Source organism: Pseudomonas sp. GYB4201 (genome assembly GCF_056312595.1).
Map to the genome: position 1 here is coordinate 17,384 of NZ_JBWGIG010000024.1, position 15,395 is coordinate 32,778.

At 66.8% G+C, this 15,395-nt stretch carries 19 protein-coding genes; 11 read left to right on the plus strand and 8 right to left on the minus strand.

Annotated elements, in window-relative coordinates:
• The first annotated feature begins 47 nt into the window (after positions 1–47).
• Positions 48–1,193, plus strand: coding sequence for a 4-phosphoerythronate dehydrogenase PdxB (gene pdxB, locus AC0Z2B_RS21255; protein ID WP_476299226.1), 1,146 nt, complete (start codon positions 48–50; stop codon positions 1,191–1,193).
• Positions 1,194–1,271: 78 nt separating this feature from the next.
• Here the strand turns inward: pdxB and AC0Z2B_RS21260 are convergent, their stop codons facing one another.
• Positions 1,272–1,457, minus strand: coding sequence for a PA1571 family protein (locus AC0Z2B_RS21260; RefSeq protein WP_416423226.1), 186 nt, complete (start codon positions 1,455–1,457; stop codon positions 1,272–1,274).
• 258 nt (positions 1,458–1,715) lie between these two features.
• Between AC0Z2B_RS21260 and AC0Z2B_RS21265 the strand changes: the two genes are divergently transcribed.
• Complete coding sequence (locus AC0Z2B_RS21265) at positions 1,716–3,494, plus strand: ABC transporter transmembrane domain-containing protein (RefSeq protein ID WP_476299228.1); 1,779 nt, start codon at positions 1,716–1,718, stop codon at positions 3,492–3,494.
• Between the two features lie 45 nt (positions 3,495–3,539).
• Here AC0Z2B_RS21265 and ppnP read toward each other — a convergent pair whose 3' ends face one another.
• Complete coding sequence (ppnP, locus tag AC0Z2B_RS21270) at positions 3,540–3,821, minus strand: pyrimidine/purine nucleoside phosphorylase (protein ID WP_416423228.1); 282 nt, start codon at positions 3,819–3,821, stop codon at positions 3,540–3,542.
• Between the two features lie 78 nt (positions 3,822–3,899).
• Positions 3,900–4,442, minus strand: coding sequence for a 3'-5' exonuclease (locus AC0Z2B_RS21275; protein WP_416423229.1), 543 nt, complete (start codon positions 4,440–4,442; stop codon positions 3,900–3,902).
• Between the two features lie 135 nt (positions 4,443–4,577).
• Between AC0Z2B_RS21275 and AC0Z2B_RS21280 the strand changes: the two genes are divergently transcribed.
• From AC0Z2B_RS21280 to AC0Z2B_RS21290, 3 genes are all read left to right on the plus strand, one after another.
• Entirely contained in the window at positions 4,578–5,201 is a 624-nt protein-coding gene (locus tag AC0Z2B_RS21280; RefSeq protein WP_476299230.1) for a TetR/AcrR family transcriptional regulator, read from the plus strand.
• 105 nt (positions 5,202–5,306) lie between these two features.
• On the plus strand, positions 5,307–6,104 hold the full coding sequence (locus AC0Z2B_RS21285) for a substrate-binding periplasmic protein (protein ID WP_476299232.1): 798 nt from the start codon (positions 5,307–5,309) through the stop codon (positions 6,102–6,104).
• Positions 6,105–6,178: 74 nt separating this feature from the next.
• Positions 6,179–7,162, plus strand: a complete 984-nt coding sequence (locus tag AC0Z2B_RS21290) for a GNAT family N-acetyltransferase (RefSeq protein WP_476299234.1) — start codon at positions 6,179–6,181, stop codon at positions 7,160–7,162.
• 36 nt (positions 7,163–7,198) lie between these two features.
• Here the strand turns inward: AC0Z2B_RS21290 and AC0Z2B_RS21295 are convergent, their stop codons facing one another.
• Both AC0Z2B_RS21295 and AC0Z2B_RS21300 read right to left on the minus strand, forming a co-directional pair.
• The gene (locus AC0Z2B_RS21295; protein WP_416423233.1) at positions 7,199–7,735 is read right to left on the minus strand and encodes an RNA polymerase factor sigma-70; all 537 of its coding nucleotides are present in this window, start codon (positions 7,733–7,735) and stop codon (positions 7,199–7,201) included.
• Between the two features lie 101 nt (positions 7,736–7,836).
• Positions 7,837–8,670, minus strand: coding sequence for a TlpA family protein disulfide reductase (locus tag AC0Z2B_RS21300; protein WP_476299236.1), 834 nt, complete (start codon positions 8,668–8,670; stop codon positions 7,837–7,839).
• Between the two features lie 150 nt (positions 8,671–8,820).
• Here AC0Z2B_RS21300 and AC0Z2B_RS21305 point away from each other — a divergent pair, with 150 nt between their 5' ends.
• The 5 genes from AC0Z2B_RS21305 to AC0Z2B_RS21325 all read left to right on the plus strand — a co-directional run bounded on the left by AC0Z2B_RS21305 (position 8,821) and on the right by AC0Z2B_RS21325 (position 12,618).
• Positions 8,821–9,483, plus strand: coding sequence for a response regulator (locus AC0Z2B_RS21305; RefSeq protein ID WP_416423235.1), 663 nt, complete (start codon positions 8,821–8,823; stop codon positions 9,481–9,483).
• Positions 9,480–10,799 carry an ATP-binding protein gene (locus AC0Z2B_RS21310; RefSeq protein WP_476299238.1) on the plus strand — a complete coding sequence of 440 codons (1,320 nt, stop codon included), beginning with the start codon at positions 9,480–9,482 and terminating at the stop codon, positions 10,797–10,799. Before AC0Z2B_RS21305 ends, AC0Z2B_RS21310 begins: the two co-directional genes overlap by 4 nt.
• Before the next feature lie 70 nt (positions 10,800–10,869).
• Positions 10,870–11,400 carry a GNAT family N-acetyltransferase gene (locus tag AC0Z2B_RS21315; RefSeq protein WP_476299240.1) on the plus strand — a complete coding sequence of 177 codons (531 nt, stop codon included), beginning with the start codon at positions 10,870–10,872 and terminating at the stop codon, positions 11,398–11,400.
• Positions 11,401–11,473: 73 nt separating this feature from the next.
• On the plus strand, positions 11,474–11,974 hold the full coding sequence (locus AC0Z2B_RS21320; RefSeq protein ID WP_476299242.1) for a sigma-70 family RNA polymerase sigma factor: 501 nt from the start codon (positions 11,474–11,476) through the stop codon (positions 11,972–11,974).
• A 170-nt stretch (positions 11,975–12,144) separates the two neighbouring features.
• Positions 12,145–12,618, plus strand: coding sequence for a histidine kinase (locus AC0Z2B_RS21325; protein ID WP_416423238.1), 474 nt, complete (start codon positions 12,145–12,147; stop codon positions 12,616–12,618).
• Here the strand turns inward: AC0Z2B_RS21325 and AC0Z2B_RS21330 are convergent.
• Positions 12,615–13,160 (minus strand): PaaI family thioesterase, encoded by a 546-nt coding sequence (locus tag AC0Z2B_RS21330; protein ID WP_476299244.1) that lies wholly within the window; start codon positions 13,158–13,160, stop codon positions 12,615–12,617. The two genes, AC0Z2B_RS21325 and AC0Z2B_RS21330, sit on opposite strands and share 4 nt — an antisense overlap.
• A gap of 222 nt (positions 13,161–13,382) precedes the next feature.
• Here AC0Z2B_RS21330 and AC0Z2B_RS21335 point away from each other — a divergent pair, with 222 nt between their 5' ends.
• Positions 13,383–14,696, plus strand: coding sequence for an MFS transporter (locus tag AC0Z2B_RS21335; RefSeq protein WP_416423240.1), 1,314 nt, complete (start codon positions 13,383–13,385; stop codon positions 14,694–14,696).
• 15 nt (positions 14,697–14,711) lie between these two features.
• Here AC0Z2B_RS21335 and AC0Z2B_RS21340 read toward each other — a convergent pair whose 3' ends face one another.
• Positions 14,712–14,996: a HigA family addiction module antitoxin gene (locus AC0Z2B_RS21340; RefSeq protein WP_416423241.1), complete on the minus strand. Its 285-nt coding sequence runs from the start codon at positions 14,994–14,996 to the stop codon at positions 14,712–14,714.
• Positions 14,997–15,013: 17 nt separating this feature from the next.
• Positions 15,014–15,292, minus strand: coding sequence for a type II toxin-antitoxin system RelE/ParE family toxin (locus AC0Z2B_RS21345; RefSeq protein WP_476299246.1), 279 nt, complete (start codon positions 15,290–15,292; stop codon positions 15,014–15,016).
• Positions 15,293–15,395 lie beyond the last annotated feature (103 nt).

The following is a 15,395-nucleotide window of genomic DNA, read 5'->3' on the forward strand; positions in this document are numbered from 1 at the left end:
GCGCGCCCCGCTGCGCCTAAACTGCCGCCCATACTGGGGAGCTTGCCATGCTGATTGTCGCTGACGAAAACATTCCACTGCTTGAAGACTTCTTTGCCGGTTTCGGCGAAATCCGCCGGGTGCACGGCCGCAGCGTCGACGCCGAGGCGGTGCGTGACGCCGACGTGCTGCTGGTGCGGTCCATCACCAAGGTCAACCGCGCCCTGCTGGAAGGCAGCAACGTGCGCTTTGTCGGCACCTGCACCATCGGCACCGACCACCTGGACCTGGACTACTTCGCCGAGGCCGGCATCCGCTGGTCCAGCGCGCCGGGCTGCAACGCCCGTGGCGTGGTGGACTACGTGCTGGGCGCACTGGTGACCCTGGCCGAGCTGGAAGGCGTGGAACTGCCCACGCGCACCTACGGCGTGGTCGGCGCCGGCCAGGTCGGCTCGCGGTTGATTCGCGTGCTGCGCGGGCTGGGCTGGGAGGTCAAGGTCTGCGACCCGGTGCGCCAGGCGGCCGAGGGCGGCGACTACGTGAGCCTGGACGAGATCCTCGAACAGTGCGACGTGATCAGCCTGCACACGCCGCTGAACAAGGGCGGCAGCCACCCCACCTGGCACCTGCTGGACGCCGGGCGCCTGGCGCGGCTGAAGCCGGGCGCCTGGCTGATCAACGCTGCCCGCGGGCCCATCGTCGACAACCTGGCGCTCAAGGACCTGCTGATCGAGCGGGACGACGTGCAGGCGGTGCTGGACGTGTGGGAGCACGAACCCAGCGTGGACGGTGAACTGGCCGACCTGTGCGTGCTGGCCACGCCGCACATCGCCGGCTACAGCCTGGACGGCCGCCAGCGCGGCACTGCGCAGATCTACCAGGCGTACTGCGCGTTCCGGGGCGAACCGGCCAGCGTGCAACTGGCTGACCTGCTGCCGCCGCCCTGGCTGGCGGAAGTGGCCCTCAACGGCCTGGCCGACCCGGCGCAGGCCATGGCCATGCTGTGCCGCGCGGTGTATGACCCGCGCCGGGACGACGCCGATTTCCGCCGCAGCCTGACCGACAACGATGCCCAGCAGCGCAGCGCCTTCGACGCCCTGCGCAAGGGCTACCCCACCTCGCGCCGGGAAATCGAAGGGCTGCGGGTGCGCCTGGACGGCTACTCGCCGGACCTGCGTAAACTGGCCACCGCGCTGGGTTGCGACCTGGTGTAGCAGCGGCCGCCAGGCCGCGTCACAGGCGCAAAAAAGAAAACCCGGCGCAGGGCCGGGTTCACGGGGTGGCGCGGGTCGTCAGTCTTGTTTGGCAGGGGCAGGTTTGACCAGACGTTTTTCCAGTTCCTGGCACGCGTCCTGGATCATGTCTTCGGTGATAGGGATCTCGCGTCCCTTGGCATCGATAATGGAGCCGCCGGCCGGCTGGTGCGGCTGGATTCGGCGTACTTCCACGGTTTGGTTACTGCTGCTGTGCAAGCCCATGGCCCGTCTCCTCATCAGGTTTAGTGCTCAGAGTAGGGTCGCCAGATGACTGCCTGATTACATCCCTGTGCAGCCTGGCGACGCTTTCAGTCCACCAGAAAGCGCTGCAAACCGCCAGCCTGTGCTTAGACCAAAAGCGTCTAGGTACAGGCCCGGCAGGTCCTAATAAGCTGACCTGGCCTGATAAGCGGAGTTCCCCCGGGCGCAAACTGCCCGCCAGGGTGTAGGCTTGGCGAACCTTCCTTGCCAGGCCTGCCCATGATTTCGCTGCTCTCCGCCCGCCAGCGTCGCGCCCTGCGCCTGGCCCTGCATTTTCTCGCCCCTTACCGCTGGCGCGCGCTGGCTGCCCTGGTGGCCCTGGTGGTCACCGCTGGCATCACCCTGTCCATGGGCCAGGGCATACGCCTGCTGGTGGACCAGGGCTTCCTGACCCAGTCGCCGGTGCTGCTCAACCGCTCCATCGCGGTGTTCATGCTGCTGGTGGTGGCGCTGGCGGTGGGCACGTTCGTGCGCTTCTATTTGGTGTCGTGGATTGGCGAGCGCTGCGTGGCCGACATCCGCCAGCAGGTGTTCGACCACTTGGTGTACCTGCACCCCGGCTTCTATGAAAACAACCGCAGCTCCGAGATCCAGTCGCGGCTGACCGCCGACACCACCTTGCTGCAATCGGTGATCGGTTCGTCGCTGTCGCTGTTCCTGCGCAACGGCCTGATGGTGATTGGCGGCATCGTGCTGCTGTTCGTCACCAACCCCAAGCTCACCAGCATCGTGGTCATCGCCCTGCCGCTGGTGCTGGCGCCGATCCTGGTGTTCGGCCGGCGCGTGCGCGGGCTGTCGCGGCAGAGCCAGGACCGCATCGCCGACGTCGGCAGCTACGTGGCCGAAACCCTCAACCAGATCAAGACCGTGCAGGCCTACAACCACCAGGCCGAAGACCAGCGGCGGTTCGGCGTGACCGTGGAGCAGGCCTTCGAGACCGCGCGCAAGCGCATCGTGCAGCGAGCCTGGCTGATTACCCTGGTGATCATCCTGGTGCTGGGCGCGGTGGGGGTGATGTTGTGGGTGGGCGGCATGGACGTGATCGCCGGGCGCATTTCCGGCGGTGAGCTGGCCGCGTTCGTGTTCTACAGCCTGATCGTCGGCAGTGCCTTTGGCACCCTGAGCGAGGTGATGGGCGAGCTGCAACGGGCCGCCGGCGCCGCCGAGCGCATCGGCGAGCTGCTGCAGGCCAGCAGCGAGATCCGCGCACCGGCCAGCGGCCTGCAGCGCCTGCCCGAGCGCGTCAGTGGCCGCCTGGCCCTGGAGCAGCTGCTGTTCGCCTACCCGTCGCGGCCGCTGCAGCCGGCCATCAACGGCCTGGACCTGGTGATCCACGCCGGTGAGACCCTGGCCCTGGTGGGGCCTTCCGGGGCGGGCAAATCCACGCTGTTCGACCTGCTGCTGCGCTTCTACGACCCGCAGCAGGGGCGCATCCTCATTGACGGCGTGGACCTGCGCCAGCTCGACCCCCAGGACCTGCGCCGGCATTTCGCCCTGGTGTCGCAGACCCCGGCGCTGTTCTTCGGTACCGTGGAAGACAACCTGCGCTACGGCCAGGCCGACGCCCCGTTCGAGCAGGTGCAACAGGCCGCCCGCATCGCCCACGCCCACGACTTCATCGAAGCCTTGCCCCAGGGCTACCAGACCCACCTGGGCGAGGCCGGGCTAGGGCTGTCCGGCGGCCAGCGGCAGCGCCTGGCCATTGCCCGCGCGTTGCTGGTGGACGCACCGATCCTGCTGCTGGACGAAGCCACCAGTGCCCTGGATGCCCAGAGTGAACACTTGATTCAGGAAGCCTTGCCGACCCTGATGCAGGGCCGTACCACGCTGGTCATCGCCCACCGCCTGGCGACAGTGCAGCACGCCGACCGCATCGCGGTGATCGATCAGGGCAGGGTGGTGGCGGTGGGGACGCACCGGCAGTTGATTGCCGGCAATGCGCTGTACGCGCGGCTGGCGGCGTTGCAGTTCAATACCGCAGACGCGGCGCATACATGACCCCGTGGCCGCTGCCTGACGGCAGCGGCCACGGGGTTGTGGGGCTTAGCGGTATTCGCAGAGATAAGCGGTTTCCACTTCCACTTTCAGCTGGAACTTGCTGTTGGCCGGCACGTTGAAGCGGCTGCCGCCTTCGAAGGTTTCCCACTCCAGGCTGTCAGGCAGCTTGACGATCAGCTTGCCGGTGACCACGTGCATGATTTCTTTCTGTGCGGTGCCGAATTCGTATTCGCCCGGGGCCATGACGCCGATGGTGGCAGGGCCTTCCTTCATTTCGAAAGCAATCGACTTCACGGTGCCGTCGAAGTATTCGTTGACTTTAAACATGGGCGAATCCTCAGGATAGGGTCAAAAGGGTCGCCAGTATGCCCAACGCCGTAAGGCGGTGCACGCGCTTTTAACCGTCTAGTTAGGCAGTGACAGTGGCAGCAGCCGCGCCGTGTTGCGTGCATCTTCCAGGGCCCGGTGCTGCTGGCCGCTGAAGCTCAGGCCAGCCAGTTGCAGGGCACCGTTGAGCCCCAGCGGGCGCTGCAGTTTGCGCGCCTTGGCAAAGCGCTGCTTGAGGTTGGTGTGCGGCAGCTCGGCCAGCAGGCTCTGCAACTGGTGCTGCTGCCAGCTGAGCAGCAGCTGCTGGCGGTCATAGTCGCCCCAGCTGACCCAGCCCTGCAGGTTGGCCTGGTGGTGGCCCAGCCAGCGCTCGAACTGCGGCCACACTTCGGTCAGCGGCGCGGCAGCGTCGATATTGGCCTGGGTGATGCGCGTCAGCTCGCGGCAGAAGGGCGTGAGGCACGGCCGCCGTTGCGGGCGCACGAAGCGTTGGAAGTGGTCCACCTCGCGGCCGTCGCGGGTCACCAGGCTGGCACCGATCTCGATGATTTCCATTTCCGCGACCGGCCAACCCCCCTCATCCGTGGTGGCTTCCAGGTCAATCACCAGCCAATGCGGCATACCAGGCTCCAGTGCGCTGTGCTCATTCTGGCTAGAGCGTAGCCAAGTACAAAGAGTTCCGATATCCCCCCAAGCGCTTGCTAGGGAGGGGGCCACGGCATACATTGCTCGACGGACGGTAGTGGAGGCAGGGTCGTGGATGAACTGAAGGCACGTGAAGTCATGCAGCAGCTGGTGGCCGGCGGTCAACTGACCGACCCCGACAGCCCGCGCGGCGTGCTGCTGCAGACGGCCGCCCACCTGTTTCGCAGCCAGGGCTTCGACCGCACCACGGTGCGTGACCTGGCCAGCGCCGTGGGTATCCAGTCAGGCAGCATCTTCCATCACTTCAAGAGCAAGGACGAGATTCTGCGCGCGGTGATGGAGCAGACCATCCTCTACAACACCGCGCTGATGCAGGCCGAACTGGCCGACGTGACCGACGTGCGCGAGCGCCTGCTGGCGCTGATCCGCTGCGAGCTGCAGTCGATCATGGGCGGCACCGGTGAGGCCATGGCGGTGGCCGTGTATGAATGGCGCTCGTTGTCGGCCCAGGGCCAGGCCCAGGTGCTGGCGGTGCGCGAGCGCTACGAGCAGTTGTGGCTGCAGGTGCTGGGCGAGGCCCGGGACGCGGGCCTGCTGGGCGGCGACCTGGCCATTACCCGGCGGTTCCTGACCGGCGCGCTGTCGTGGACCAGCACCTGGTTCAAGCCCCAGGGCAGTATGAGCCTGGAGCAATTGGCGGACCAGGCACTGAAGTTGCTGTTGAAAGAAGATTGACGCCATGTTTGCAGTTGTCGAACGGCCCGCAAACGCCTAATTTATGGGGATCCAATGCCCTTTGCCCCGAGGTACGACACGTTGACTGGGATTCGCCGGCGCTGCATGGCGCGGTTACTCATGGGGGCGGGCATGAGCCTGGTGGCGCTGTCGAGCCTGGCAGCCCAGGAAGTGCGGGTGGGCGCGGCGCATTTCCCGCCCTACACGGTGCGCCCCGAAACCGGCGCCGACACCGGCCTGCTGCCGCAGTTGGTGGAGGACCTCAATGCCTCCCAGAGCCAGTTCCACTTCGTGCTGGTGCCCACCTCGATCCCGCGCCGCTACCGCGACTTCCAGGACGGGCGCATCGACATGGCGATCTTCGAAAACCCCGAGTGGGGCTGGCAGCAGATCGAGCACACCAGCGTCGACATGGGCCTGGAAGACGCCGAGATTTTCGTGGCCAAGCGCGGTGAGCACCGCGACCAGACCTATTTCGCCGACCTGTCCGGCAAGCGCCTGGCGCTGTTCAGCGGCTACCACTACGCCTTCGCCGACTTCAACGCCGACCCCGCGTTCCTGGCCAAGACCTACAACGCCACGCTGACCTATTCCCACGACAGCAACCTGATGATGATCCTGCGCGACCGCGCCGACATCGCCCTGGTGACACGCTCCTACCTTTATGACTACCTGGCGCGCAACCCCGGGGTGGCCAAGGAATTGCTGATCTCCGACCGCATCGACCAGCTGTATCACCATTACGCGCTGCTGCGCCCTCAGGCGCCCATCAGCGGTGAACAGTTCCACCAGTTGCTGCAGGTCCTGCGCACCAACGGCGAGATGTTCAAGGTGTTCGACCCTTACAAGATTGCGGTGCGGCCGTTGCCCGAGCAACCGGTGGTAGCCCATGCGGTGCCGTAGCCAGCGGCCGGGGTAAATTTCTGCACGGCGCTCACGTCATTCAGGGATCTTTCCTCCTTTCGTGAGCTGCCCCTATGCCGCAAATCCCGCCCTTGCCCCACTGGTGCGACCTGGTCGCCGACGAGACCGATGACCGCCTGGTGCTGAGCCTGGCGGGTGAGCACCTGATCGAATTGCAGGTGCAACGCGCGCCACAATTGACCGTCAGCCCCGTGGGCGCCGCCGACTTCCGGGGAGTGTGGGCCGCCAGCTACTGGCTGCTGAGCGCCAACCCACAGGTGCGTCGCTTGCACTGGCGCCTGGCGGACGCGCCGGCCCAGGCGCTGGCCAGCGGCTTGCTGGTGGCTGCAGCCGGCGAATACCTGTGCGAGCGCGAGCTGTTCTGGCAGTTGCCGCAGCCGTGGCTGGTGCACCCCAGCGCACCTTATCCCCAGCAGTTGCAGATCACCGACGGCAAGCGCCACCCGAGCCGCGCGCCCAAGCCTGCGGGTGAGCTGTACCGGCGTTTCGACCCACGGGTGCAGGCCTGGGTGTCGTTGCGCGCGTTGGACGTGGAGCAGGATCTGGAGCGTTTCCACCGCTGGCAGAACAACCCGCGGGTGGCGAATTTCTGGCAAGAGCAGGGCGACCTTGCCCAGCACCGCGCCTACCTGGACAAGCTGGCGGCCGACCCGCACACCCTGACCCTGATCGGTTGTTTCGACGACCAGCCGTTCGCCTATTTCGAGGCCTACTGGGCGCGAGAAGATCGCATCGCACCGTTCCTCGATGCCACCGATTACGACCGTGGTATCCACATGCTGGTGGGCGAGGAAAACCATCGCGGCCCGCACAAGGTGGCCAGCTGGCTGTCGGCGCTGACCCATTACCTGTTCCTGGACGACCCGCGCACCCAGCGCGTGGTCGCCGAGCCGCGTGCCGACAACGGCAAGATGATCGGCTACCTGCAGGGGCAGGGCTTCTACCGCGAGAAGGAATTCGACTTCCCGCACAAGCGCGCGGCGTTGATGGTCACCACCCGCGAAGGCTTCTTCGCCCGCAACGACCTGCCCCTTTGAACCACCCGTAGCAGCTGCCGAAGGCGGCGTCCCATTTCAGGCCGCCTCGCGCTCGCCCGAGGCCTTGCGGCAGTGCACCAGCGCGTCGCGGATCATGAAGTTGACCAGGGTCGGCGACACCCCCAGCTCGCGGGCGATGTCCTTCTGCGGCACGCCGTGCAGGCGGTAGGCCTCGAAGGCGTAGCGGGTGCGCTGGGGCAGTTGGCCCAGCGCCCGTTCCACCACTTCCAGGGTGGCCTGGTGCTGGTGGGTGGCCTCGGGCGTGGCGCCGGCCACTACCACATTGAGGCCTTCGTCCTCGTGGGTGCAGTAGCGCTGCTCCAGCGCCTGCTTGCGGTAGTGGTCGATGGCCAGGTTGCGCACGATCTGGAACAGGTAGCTCAGTTGCGCCTTGAACGACGAGGTGATGGACGGCGCTGATTGCAGGCGGAAGAAGGCGTCCTGCACCACGTCTTCGGCCCGTGAGCGACACCCGGTGATGCGCGCGGCGATCTTCACCAGCAGGGTGCGGTTGTCGACGAAGGCTTGCAGCAGGGGTGTGTCACACGTGCTTGTGGGCTGTTGTTCCATCATGGAATTCACCTGGGTGCCAGTGGGTTATCGCAGGGGCTGGCGCCTGCGAGACGGGCATCAAGCTATCCGTAATGATAATCGTTGTCAAATGAGAATAAGATCTAAATGCCCTGTTTCGAGGCATAAGCCGCGCCCTCGAACACTTTCAGGGCATCGGCCAGGCTCGCCGCCGACAGCTCGCCCAGGTGGCTGCCCAGCAGTTCGCCGCGGGCGCTGTAGAACAGCGTGGTGGGCAGCGCCGCCGAGCCCAGCTGGCGGCCCCACTGGCTGCCCGGGTCGTAGAGGATGTGCTGGCGGTCGAAGCCGGCGGCGGCAATGAAGTTGCTGACCACCCCGGGTGTCTCGCCCTGGTTGATGAACACGAAGCGCAGGTCCGGTCGCTGCGCCTGGGCCTGCAGCAGCACCGGCACCTCGCGGCGGCAGGGCGGGCACCAGCTGGCCCACAGGTTGACCACCAGGGGGCGCGGGTCGCTGCCCGGCAGTGTCACTGGCCGGCCCAGGCTGTCATGCAGGGCAGCGGTGGGCATGGCCATGGTTTGCTGGTGCTGGCGCAGCAGCAGGCCGCCACCGGCCCAGGCCAGCAGGCCCACGGCCAGGGCAGCGGCCAGTGGCACGCGCACGGCAGGCTGGCGCCAGCCGCGCCACGCGGCGCCGGCGACCAGCGCCAGCAGGCCTGCCCACCACAGGAAGCCGCCGTCGCGCAGGTCGATCACCTGCCAGGGCTGGTCGCGATACTGGCCGGCGTACAAGGCGACGAAGGCCAGCCGTGCCACCAGCAGCGCCACAACGAACACCCCGAAAATGCTGGATTCCGGGTTGGCCGCGCCGCGCCGGCGGGCCACCCACCAGCCGGCCAGCAGCGCCAGTGCCAGGGCGGCCAACAGCAGCAGATGGTTGACGGCCAGGGCAAAGGGGCCGACGCCGAGACTCAACATGGGGACTTCCTGTGTGGGTGGCAGATGCAACCAGTCTGGCCGCCGGCCGTTAAGGGGCGATTAACGGCGCGCCGCCGCCTGGCGAACCCGGCATAATCGCCGGTTAATGAACGCCGGCGATACTGCCGGTTTTGCGCATGGGTACCTTTGATGCACGTATTGCTTTGCGAAGACGACGAGCTGATTGCCTGTGGCATCGTCGCCGGCCTGCAGGCCCAGGGCCTGACCGTGGACCGCGTGGGTACCGCCAGCGCGGCGCGCGCCCTGTTGCAGGCGGCGCATTTCGACGTGATGGTGCTCGACCTGGGCCTGCCCGACGAGGACGGCCTGGCCATGCTGGCTGCCTTGCGCCAACAAGGCGAGTTGCTGCCAGTGCTGGTGCTGACCGCGCGCGACACCGTCACCGACCGCGTGGCGGGCCTGGAGGCCGGTGCCGATGATTACCTGCTCAAGCCCTTCGACCTGCGCGAACTGTGCGCGCGCCTGCACACCCTGACGCGGCGGGTGGCCGGCCGCGCGGTGAATGCCATCGAACACGGCCCGCTGCGCTATGACCCCAGCAGCCGCCAGGCCTGGCTGGCCGGCCAGCCGGTGGACCTGTCGCGCCGCGAGCAGGCCCTGCTGCAGGCGTTGCTGCACAGCCGCGGCCGGGTGCTGTCCAGCGAGCAGCTCAAGGACAGCGTCTACGGCTTTGGCGATGAAGTGGAAAGCAACGCCCTCAACGTGCACATCCACCACCTGCGGCGCAAGCTGGGCAACGACATCGTCCAGACCGTGCGCGGGCTGGGCTACCGCCTGGGTCAGCCAGCATGAGCCTGCGCCTGCGCTTGAGCCTGATTCTGGGGCTGGCCTTCCTGCTGGTCTGGTGCCTGGCGGCGGCCTGGATGTTCCGCGACTTGCGCCACCAGATGATGTTCTCCCTCGACCAGCGCCTGGTGGCTTCGGCGCGCATGGTCGCCGGGCTGGTGGACCAGCTGCCGCCGCTGGCCAGCCAGGGCGAGGCACGACGCTTCAGCGCCGACCAGCTGAGCATTCCCGACGGCATGGCCTGCCAGGTCAGCTCGCTGCGCGGCGAGATCCTGGCGCGCAGCCACGGCGCCAGTGACCAGCTGGACGACCAGAGCAGCGGTTTCCATGACCAGCTGATCGACGGCGGCCGGTGGCGCAGCTTCACCCTGATGCACGACGGCGTGCGCATCACCACCGCCGACCGCCACGAAGAACGCGAGTCGCTCAACTATTCGATCCTGCTGGCCGCCTCGGTGCCGGTGCTGGTGGCGCTGCTGGGCAGCCTGGCGGTGCTGTGGCTGTGCGTGGGGGTGGGCCTGGCGCCGCTCAACCGCATCCGCGACGCCCTGGCGCGGCGCAGCGCCGACTCGGTGGAGCCTTTGCAGGTGCAGGCCTTGCCCCGTGAGCTGCAGCCGTTGCTGGACAGCCAGAACCAGCTGTTCCAGCGCATCGGCCAGACCCTGGAGCGCGAGCGGCGCCTGACCGGCGACGCTGCCCATGAACTGCGCAGCCCGCTGACCGCCATCAAGACCCACCTGCAAGTGGCGCGCATGACCGATGGCGGTGCCCGCGAAACCGCCCTGGCCCACGCCGAGGCGGGTGCAGACCGCCTGCACCGTACCCTTGAGCAGTTGTTGCTGCTGGCGCGGGTAGAAGGCAGCCTGTCGTTCGACGACGGCTGCGCCTGCACGGCGGGGCAGGTGGCACAGACGGCGGTGCAGGATGCCAGCGCCGGCGACCGCCAGCGCATCGTGCTTGAGCTGCCGGCGGCCGTGGCCGAGGCGCGCCTGCAGGTGCCGTCGGCGCTGGCGGTGGCCGCGGTGCGCAACCTGCTCGACAACGCCCTGCGCCACAGCCCGGCCACTGCCCAGGTGCAGCTGAGCGTAAGCGTGATAGCAGGGCAGGCGAGCTTCCTGGTGCGCGATCATGGCCCGGGCATCGCCGCCGCCGACCTGCCCAACCTCACCCAGCGTTTCTGGCGCAGCCGCCACAGCGTCGGCTGCGGCCTGGGCCTGGCGATCGTGCATGCCATCGTGCAGCGCTGCGGCGGCGGCCTGGGCTTCGACAGCCGTGACGACGGCCTGCGGGTGCGGCTGGCGCTGCCGCTACATGCATTGTAACGGCGCCGCGGTCGCCAGGGGCGGGCAGTGCGGGTAGGGTAGCGGCTTGCCTCAGGAGAGGAGCACGAGCATGGACCCGCTCACCGAATCACCCATTGCCATCCAGCCGCCCGGCCCCGGCGATGCCGGCATCATCAGCCGTATCCTGGAGCGCTCGATCCGCACCGGCGGCGCCCTGGATCACCGCAACAACCCCTGCCTGGTGGAGGCCTGGTTGCGCCACAAAGGCTGCGAAGACGTTGATCGCTGGCTGCTGGACGACGCGTTGTACCTGCGCCTGGGCTGGCTGCACGGCAAGCCGGCCGGGGTGGCGCTGGCCTTGACCAGCGGCGAGATCTGCCTGTGCTACGTGCAGCCCGAGTGCTTCCGGCAAGGCGTGGGCCGGGCGCTGATGCTGGCCATGGAGGAATTTCTGCGCCGCCAGGGCCACCGCCGCGCCATGCTCTATAGCACCGGCGCCGCCAGCGGCTTTCACCAGCGCCTGGGTTACCGACAGACGGGCCGGCCGCTGCGTTTGAGCGGGCTGTTGCTGGTGCCCATGGACAAGGCGCTGGAGGATTTCACCGTGGGCCGTGGCAATGGGCTGGTAAAACGTGGCTGAGAATTATTATAATTTGCGACATCGCAATATGCCACTATCCGATTCTTCACCGTAACCAGGGAAGTCACTGCTGATGACGCGGCCCGGTGCTGTACTGGAAACCTACTACCGGGAGCTGGTCGGCTTTCTCAGCGCGCGCCTGGGCAACCGCCAGGTCGCCGAGGACGTGGCCCACGACGCCTATGTAAGGGTGCTGGAGCGCAGTGGCGACACCGAGATCGCCCACCCGCGCGCGTTCCTGTACCGCACCGCACTGAACCTGGTGATCGACGGCCACCGCCGCAGCGTGCTGCGCCAGGCCGAGCCGCTGGAAGTGCTGGACAGCGATGAGCGCTACCAGGACCCGGCGTTGCAGCAGGCGGTGGACCAGGGCCAGCGCCTGGAACTGATGCGCCGCGCGCTGGACGAACTGCCGGCTGCCTGCCGCGACTGCTTCCTGCTGCGCAAGCTCGAAGGCCTGTCGCACCCCGAGATCGCCACGCGCCTGAACCTGTCCCGCGCCCTGGTGGAAAAGCACATCGTCAACGCCATGAAACATTGTCGGGTGCGCATGCGCGAGTGGGAAAGCCTGTAGCCAGCGCCTCGGCCCGCCGATCATCGGTTTGGCCCCGAATTTGCTGCGCCGCCCTTGATTTCGCCGCCCATCGGGAAGAATATCGAGCCAGACTTCCGAGGGATGCCGCTTGATGTGTGGCGGCTCACGGGTCAAGGATGCCCTTGGCGCTACGGCGCAGGTCACCGACCATGATCAACAAAGCGTTGCGAATCCTGATTGCCGACGAGCATCCCAGCCAACTGATGCACGTCGAGCGCATGCTCAACACCATGGGCTATTACCGCATTGCCCCGGTGCGTTCCTTCGAGGCCCTGCTGGCGCTGGTACAGAGCGCCGTGGAACCCTTCGACCTGCTGATTGCCAATACCGAGATGGCCGAGCGTGCCGGCGTCGACCTGCCGCGCCTGTGCAAGGGCAGCAAGCAGGTGCACCATGCATTGCTGTATGAGAGCGAAAGTGTGCCTGTGCCGACCATCGCCGCCCAGCAGCGCGAGTCGGTCAACGTGTGCCTGTCACGCCTGCCCGACAGCGATGCGCTGAAGACCCTGATGGACATCGTCGACATGGGCACCGAACTGGTCGAGCAGCCTGTCGCGGTCGTCAGCCAGCGCCGCCGCAAGCGCCCGGCCCACAAGGAGCCAGCGCTGGCGCGGCACTCCTAGCGGTGCGCCGGGCTGCCCAGGATCATGCAGGTGGTGCTGGCGGTGGCGTAGAGCCTGCCCTCGGCATCGTAGATGCGCCCTTCGGCCAGCGCCGTGGACCGCCCCACGTGAATGGCTTTGCCTTCCGCCCGCACCGGCCCGGTGCTGGCGCTCAATGCCCGTACGTAGCTGATGCGCAGGTCCAGCGTGGTATAGCCCTGGCCCTGCTGCAGGCGCGTGTGGATGGCGCAGCCCATGCACGAGTCCAGCAAAGTGGCGGCGTAGCCCCCGTGCACGCTGCCCAGCGGGTTGTAGTGACGTTCATCGGGCGTGCCCTGGAAGATGAACAACCCCGGCCCCCATTCAATCGGCACGAAGTCCATCAGCGTGCCGATGGGCGGTGAGGGCAGTTCGCCGTTGCCAATGCCATCGAAAAATTCTTTGGGCGAAAGCGCACTCACCTGGGCAAAGGTCAGTGTGCCCGGCCCCGCCAGGCGGGCGCGCATGGCCTGTTCCTGGGCGTGCCACAAGGCAATGAGGTCTTGGGTGTCGACGGGCTGCATGGCGGCTTCCTGAAGAGTGAGCGGTAACCCGATAATATTATAATCATAATATAAATCAACCCCGTAGCAGCTGCCGAAGGCTGCGTCCCTGCCACCCTGGTATATCAGGCAAATCGCGGACGCGGCCTGCGGCCGCTGCTACGCTGCGCCCCAGTTTGCTATCCTCTGCGCCTTTGGCAGGCGCCAGCATAGGCGTCGCCGTCCCCAATACGTGGATACCACATGACTGCCAACCCCACCCCCGGCCCGCTGCTGCTGTCGCGCGCCGACCACAAGACCCTGGGCCTGGCGGCCCTGGGCGGCGCCCTGGAAATCTACGATTTCATCATTTTCGTGTTCTTCGCGCTCACCCTCAGCCAGCTGTTCTTTCCGCCGCAGATGCCCGAATGGCTGCGCCTGCTGCAAAGCTTCGGCATTTTTGTCACCGGTTACCTGGCCCGGCCGCTGGGCGGCATTCTCATGGCCCACTTCGCCGACCACCTGGGGCGCAAGAAGGTCTTCAGCCTGAGCATCCTGATGATGGCGCTGCCGTGCCTGCTGATCGGGGTGATGCCCACCTACGCTCACATCGGCTACGCCGCGCCGCTGATCCTGCTGGCCCTGCGCATCCTGCAGGGCGCGGCGGTGGGGGGCGAGGTGCCCAGCGCCTGGGTGTTCGTCGCCGAACATGCGCCGCTGCATCGCCGCGGCTACGCCCTGGGCTTTTTGCAGGCCGGCCTGACCTTCGGCTACCTGATTGGCGCGCTGACCGCCACGGCCCTGGCGCAGTTGTTCACGCCCCAGGAGATCCTTGATTACGCCTGGCGCCTGCCGTTCCTGCTGGGCGGCGTGTTCGGTGTCATCGGCGTGTGGCTGCGCCGCTGGCTGAGCGAGACCCCGGTGTTCCTGGCCCTGCGCGAGCGTCGCGAAGGCCTGGTGGAACTGCCGCTCAAGACCGTGCTGCGCGATTACCGCCACGCGCTGCTGCCGGCGGTGATCCTTACCTGCGTGCTGACCTCCGCTGTCGTCGTGCTGGTGGTCATCACCCCCACGGTGATGCAGCAGCGCTTCGGCCTCACGGCCAGCCATACCTTCGCCCTGAGCAGCCTGGGCATCGTCTTCCTCAACATCGGCTGCGTGCTGGCCGGCCTGCTGGTGGACCGCATCGGCGCCTGGCGTGCGCTGCTGGTGTACAGCCTGCTGATGCCCCTGGGCATTGCCGCCCTGTACGCCAACCTGATTGGCGGCTGGGGCCTGCCGGGGCTGGGCTATGCCCTGGCCGGGCTGGCCTGCGGGGTGGTGGGCGTGGTGCCGTCGGTGATGGTCGGCCTGTTCCCGGCGAATATTCGCGTGTCAGGCATCTCCTTTACCTACAACATCGCCTACGCCCTGTGGGCCAGCGTCACGCCCCTGGCGCTGATCGCCGCCATGCCCTGGAGCCCGTGGGTGTGCGTGGGCTTCAGCGCGGTGATGGGCCTGGTGGGGCTGCTGACCGCGCTGGTGTTTGCCGGGCGGGGGGTGTTGCAGGAGGGGGACCGGGCTCGAGTCTGCAGTTAAGCTCGCAGGTGTTGATCAGGCGACGGCCAGGCGGGTGATCACCGGCAGCTTTTTGCGCTGTGCTTGCCACAGGTCGTACGCGGCCTGCTCGGCCAGATACATGCGCGCGCTGCCCAGCCCCGCCATTTCCAGACGCAACGCCAGGTCAGCCGACAGTGCCGCGCGGCCGTTGAGCACCGTGGACAACTGCCCACGGGAATAGCCCAGGTGATGCGCCAGGGCGGTGACCGTCATGCCGATCGCCGGCAATACATCCTCGCGCAGCGCTTCACCAGGGTGGGGTGGGTTGAACATGGGCATTATTGCCGTCCCTCCAGTCAGTGGTAGTCGAGGTAGTCGACCAGTTCGATATCGGTGCCGTCGAAGCGATAGATCACGCGCCAGTTGCCCGATACCGTTACCGCCCAGAATCCCAGACGGTCGCCCTTCAAGGCGTGCAGGCGGTTACCCGGCCGGTTCATGTCTTCGGGTGCCGCGGCTCTATCCAGGGCCGAGAGCAGCCGACGCAGTCGGGCAACGTGGTCGGGCCTTACGCCTTTGGTCGTCCCTGTCATGTACAAGGCCTTCAGGCCTTTGTGTCGAATGCTCTTGATCATGACGCGACTGTAAGGCCATAGCTTACACCCACTCAAGGCAAACTGTAAGGCAAGACATTACAGCACGCTTATCAGTTTATCCCTAAATATGGGATACGAAATT

Excerpts from the sequence above, each read along its gene's own strand:
- pdxB (WP_476299226.1), top strand. The coding sequence starts at position 48 with ATGCTGATTGTCGCTGACGAAAACATTCCACTGCTTGAAGACTTCTTT.
- AC0Z2B_RS21260 (WP_416423226.1), bottom strand. The coding sequence starts at position 1,457 with ATGGGCTTGCACAGCAGCAGTAACCAAACCGTGGAAGTACGCCGAATC.
- AC0Z2B_RS21265 (WP_476299228.1), top strand. The coding sequence starts at position 1,716 with ATGATTTCGCTGCTCTCCGCCCGCCAGCGTCGCGCCCTGCGCCTGGCC.
- ppnP (WP_416423228.1), bottom strand. The coding sequence starts at position 3,821 with ATGTTTAAAGTCAACGAATACTTCGACGGCACCGTGAAGTCGATTGCT.
- AC0Z2B_RS21275 (WP_416423229.1), bottom strand. The coding sequence starts at position 4,442 with ATGCCGCATTGGCTGGTGATTGACCTGGAAGCCACCACGGATGAGGGG.
- AC0Z2B_RS21285 (WP_476299232.1), top strand. The coding sequence starts at position 5,307 with ATGGCGCGGTTACTCATGGGGGCGGGCATGAGCCTGGTGGCGCTGTCG.
- AC0Z2B_RS21290 (WP_476299234.1), top strand. The coding sequence starts at position 6,179 with ATGCCGCAAATCCCGCCCTTGCCCCACTGGTGCGACCTGGTCGCCGAC.
- AC0Z2B_RS21295 (WP_416423233.1), bottom strand. The coding sequence starts at position 7,735 with ATGATGGAACAACAGCCCACAAGCACGTGTGACACACCCCTGCTGCAA.
- AC0Z2B_RS21300 (WP_476299236.1), bottom strand. The coding sequence starts at position 8,670 with ATGTTGAGTCTCGGCGTCGGCCCCTTTGCCCTGGCCGTCAACCATCTG.
- AC0Z2B_RS21305 (WP_416423235.1), top strand. The coding sequence starts at position 8,821 with ATGCACGTATTGCTTTGCGAAGACGACGAGCTGATTGCCTGTGGCATC.
- AC0Z2B_RS21310 (WP_476299238.1), top strand. The coding sequence starts at position 9,480 with ATGAGCCTGCGCCTGCGCTTGAGCCTGATTCTGGGGCTGGCCTTCCTG.
- AC0Z2B_RS21315 (WP_476299240.1), top strand. The coding sequence starts at position 10,870 with ATGGACCCGCTCACCGAATCACCCATTGCCATCCAGCCGCCCGGCCCC.
- AC0Z2B_RS21320 (WP_476299242.1), top strand. The coding sequence starts at position 11,474 with ATGACGCGGCCCGGTGCTGTACTGGAAACCTACTACCGGGAGCTGGTC.
- AC0Z2B_RS21325 (WP_416423238.1), top strand. The coding sequence starts at position 12,145 with ATGATCAACAAAGCGTTGCGAATCCTGATTGCCGACGAGCATCCCAGC.
- AC0Z2B_RS21330 (WP_476299244.1), bottom strand. The coding sequence starts at position 13,160 with ATGCAGCCCGTCGACACCCAAGACCTCATTGCCTTGTGGCACGCCCAG.
- AC0Z2B_RS21335 (WP_416423240.1), top strand. The coding sequence starts at position 13,383 with ATGACTGCCAACCCCACCCCCGGCCCGCTGCTGCTGTCGCGCGCCGAC.
- AC0Z2B_RS21340 (WP_416423241.1), bottom strand. The coding sequence starts at position 14,996 with ATGCCCATGTTCAACCCACCCCACCCTGGTGAAGCGCTGCGCGAGGAT.
- AC0Z2B_RS21345 (WP_476299246.1), bottom strand. The coding sequence starts at position 15,292 with ATGATCAAGAGCATTCGACACAAAGGCCTGAAGGCCTTGTACATGACA.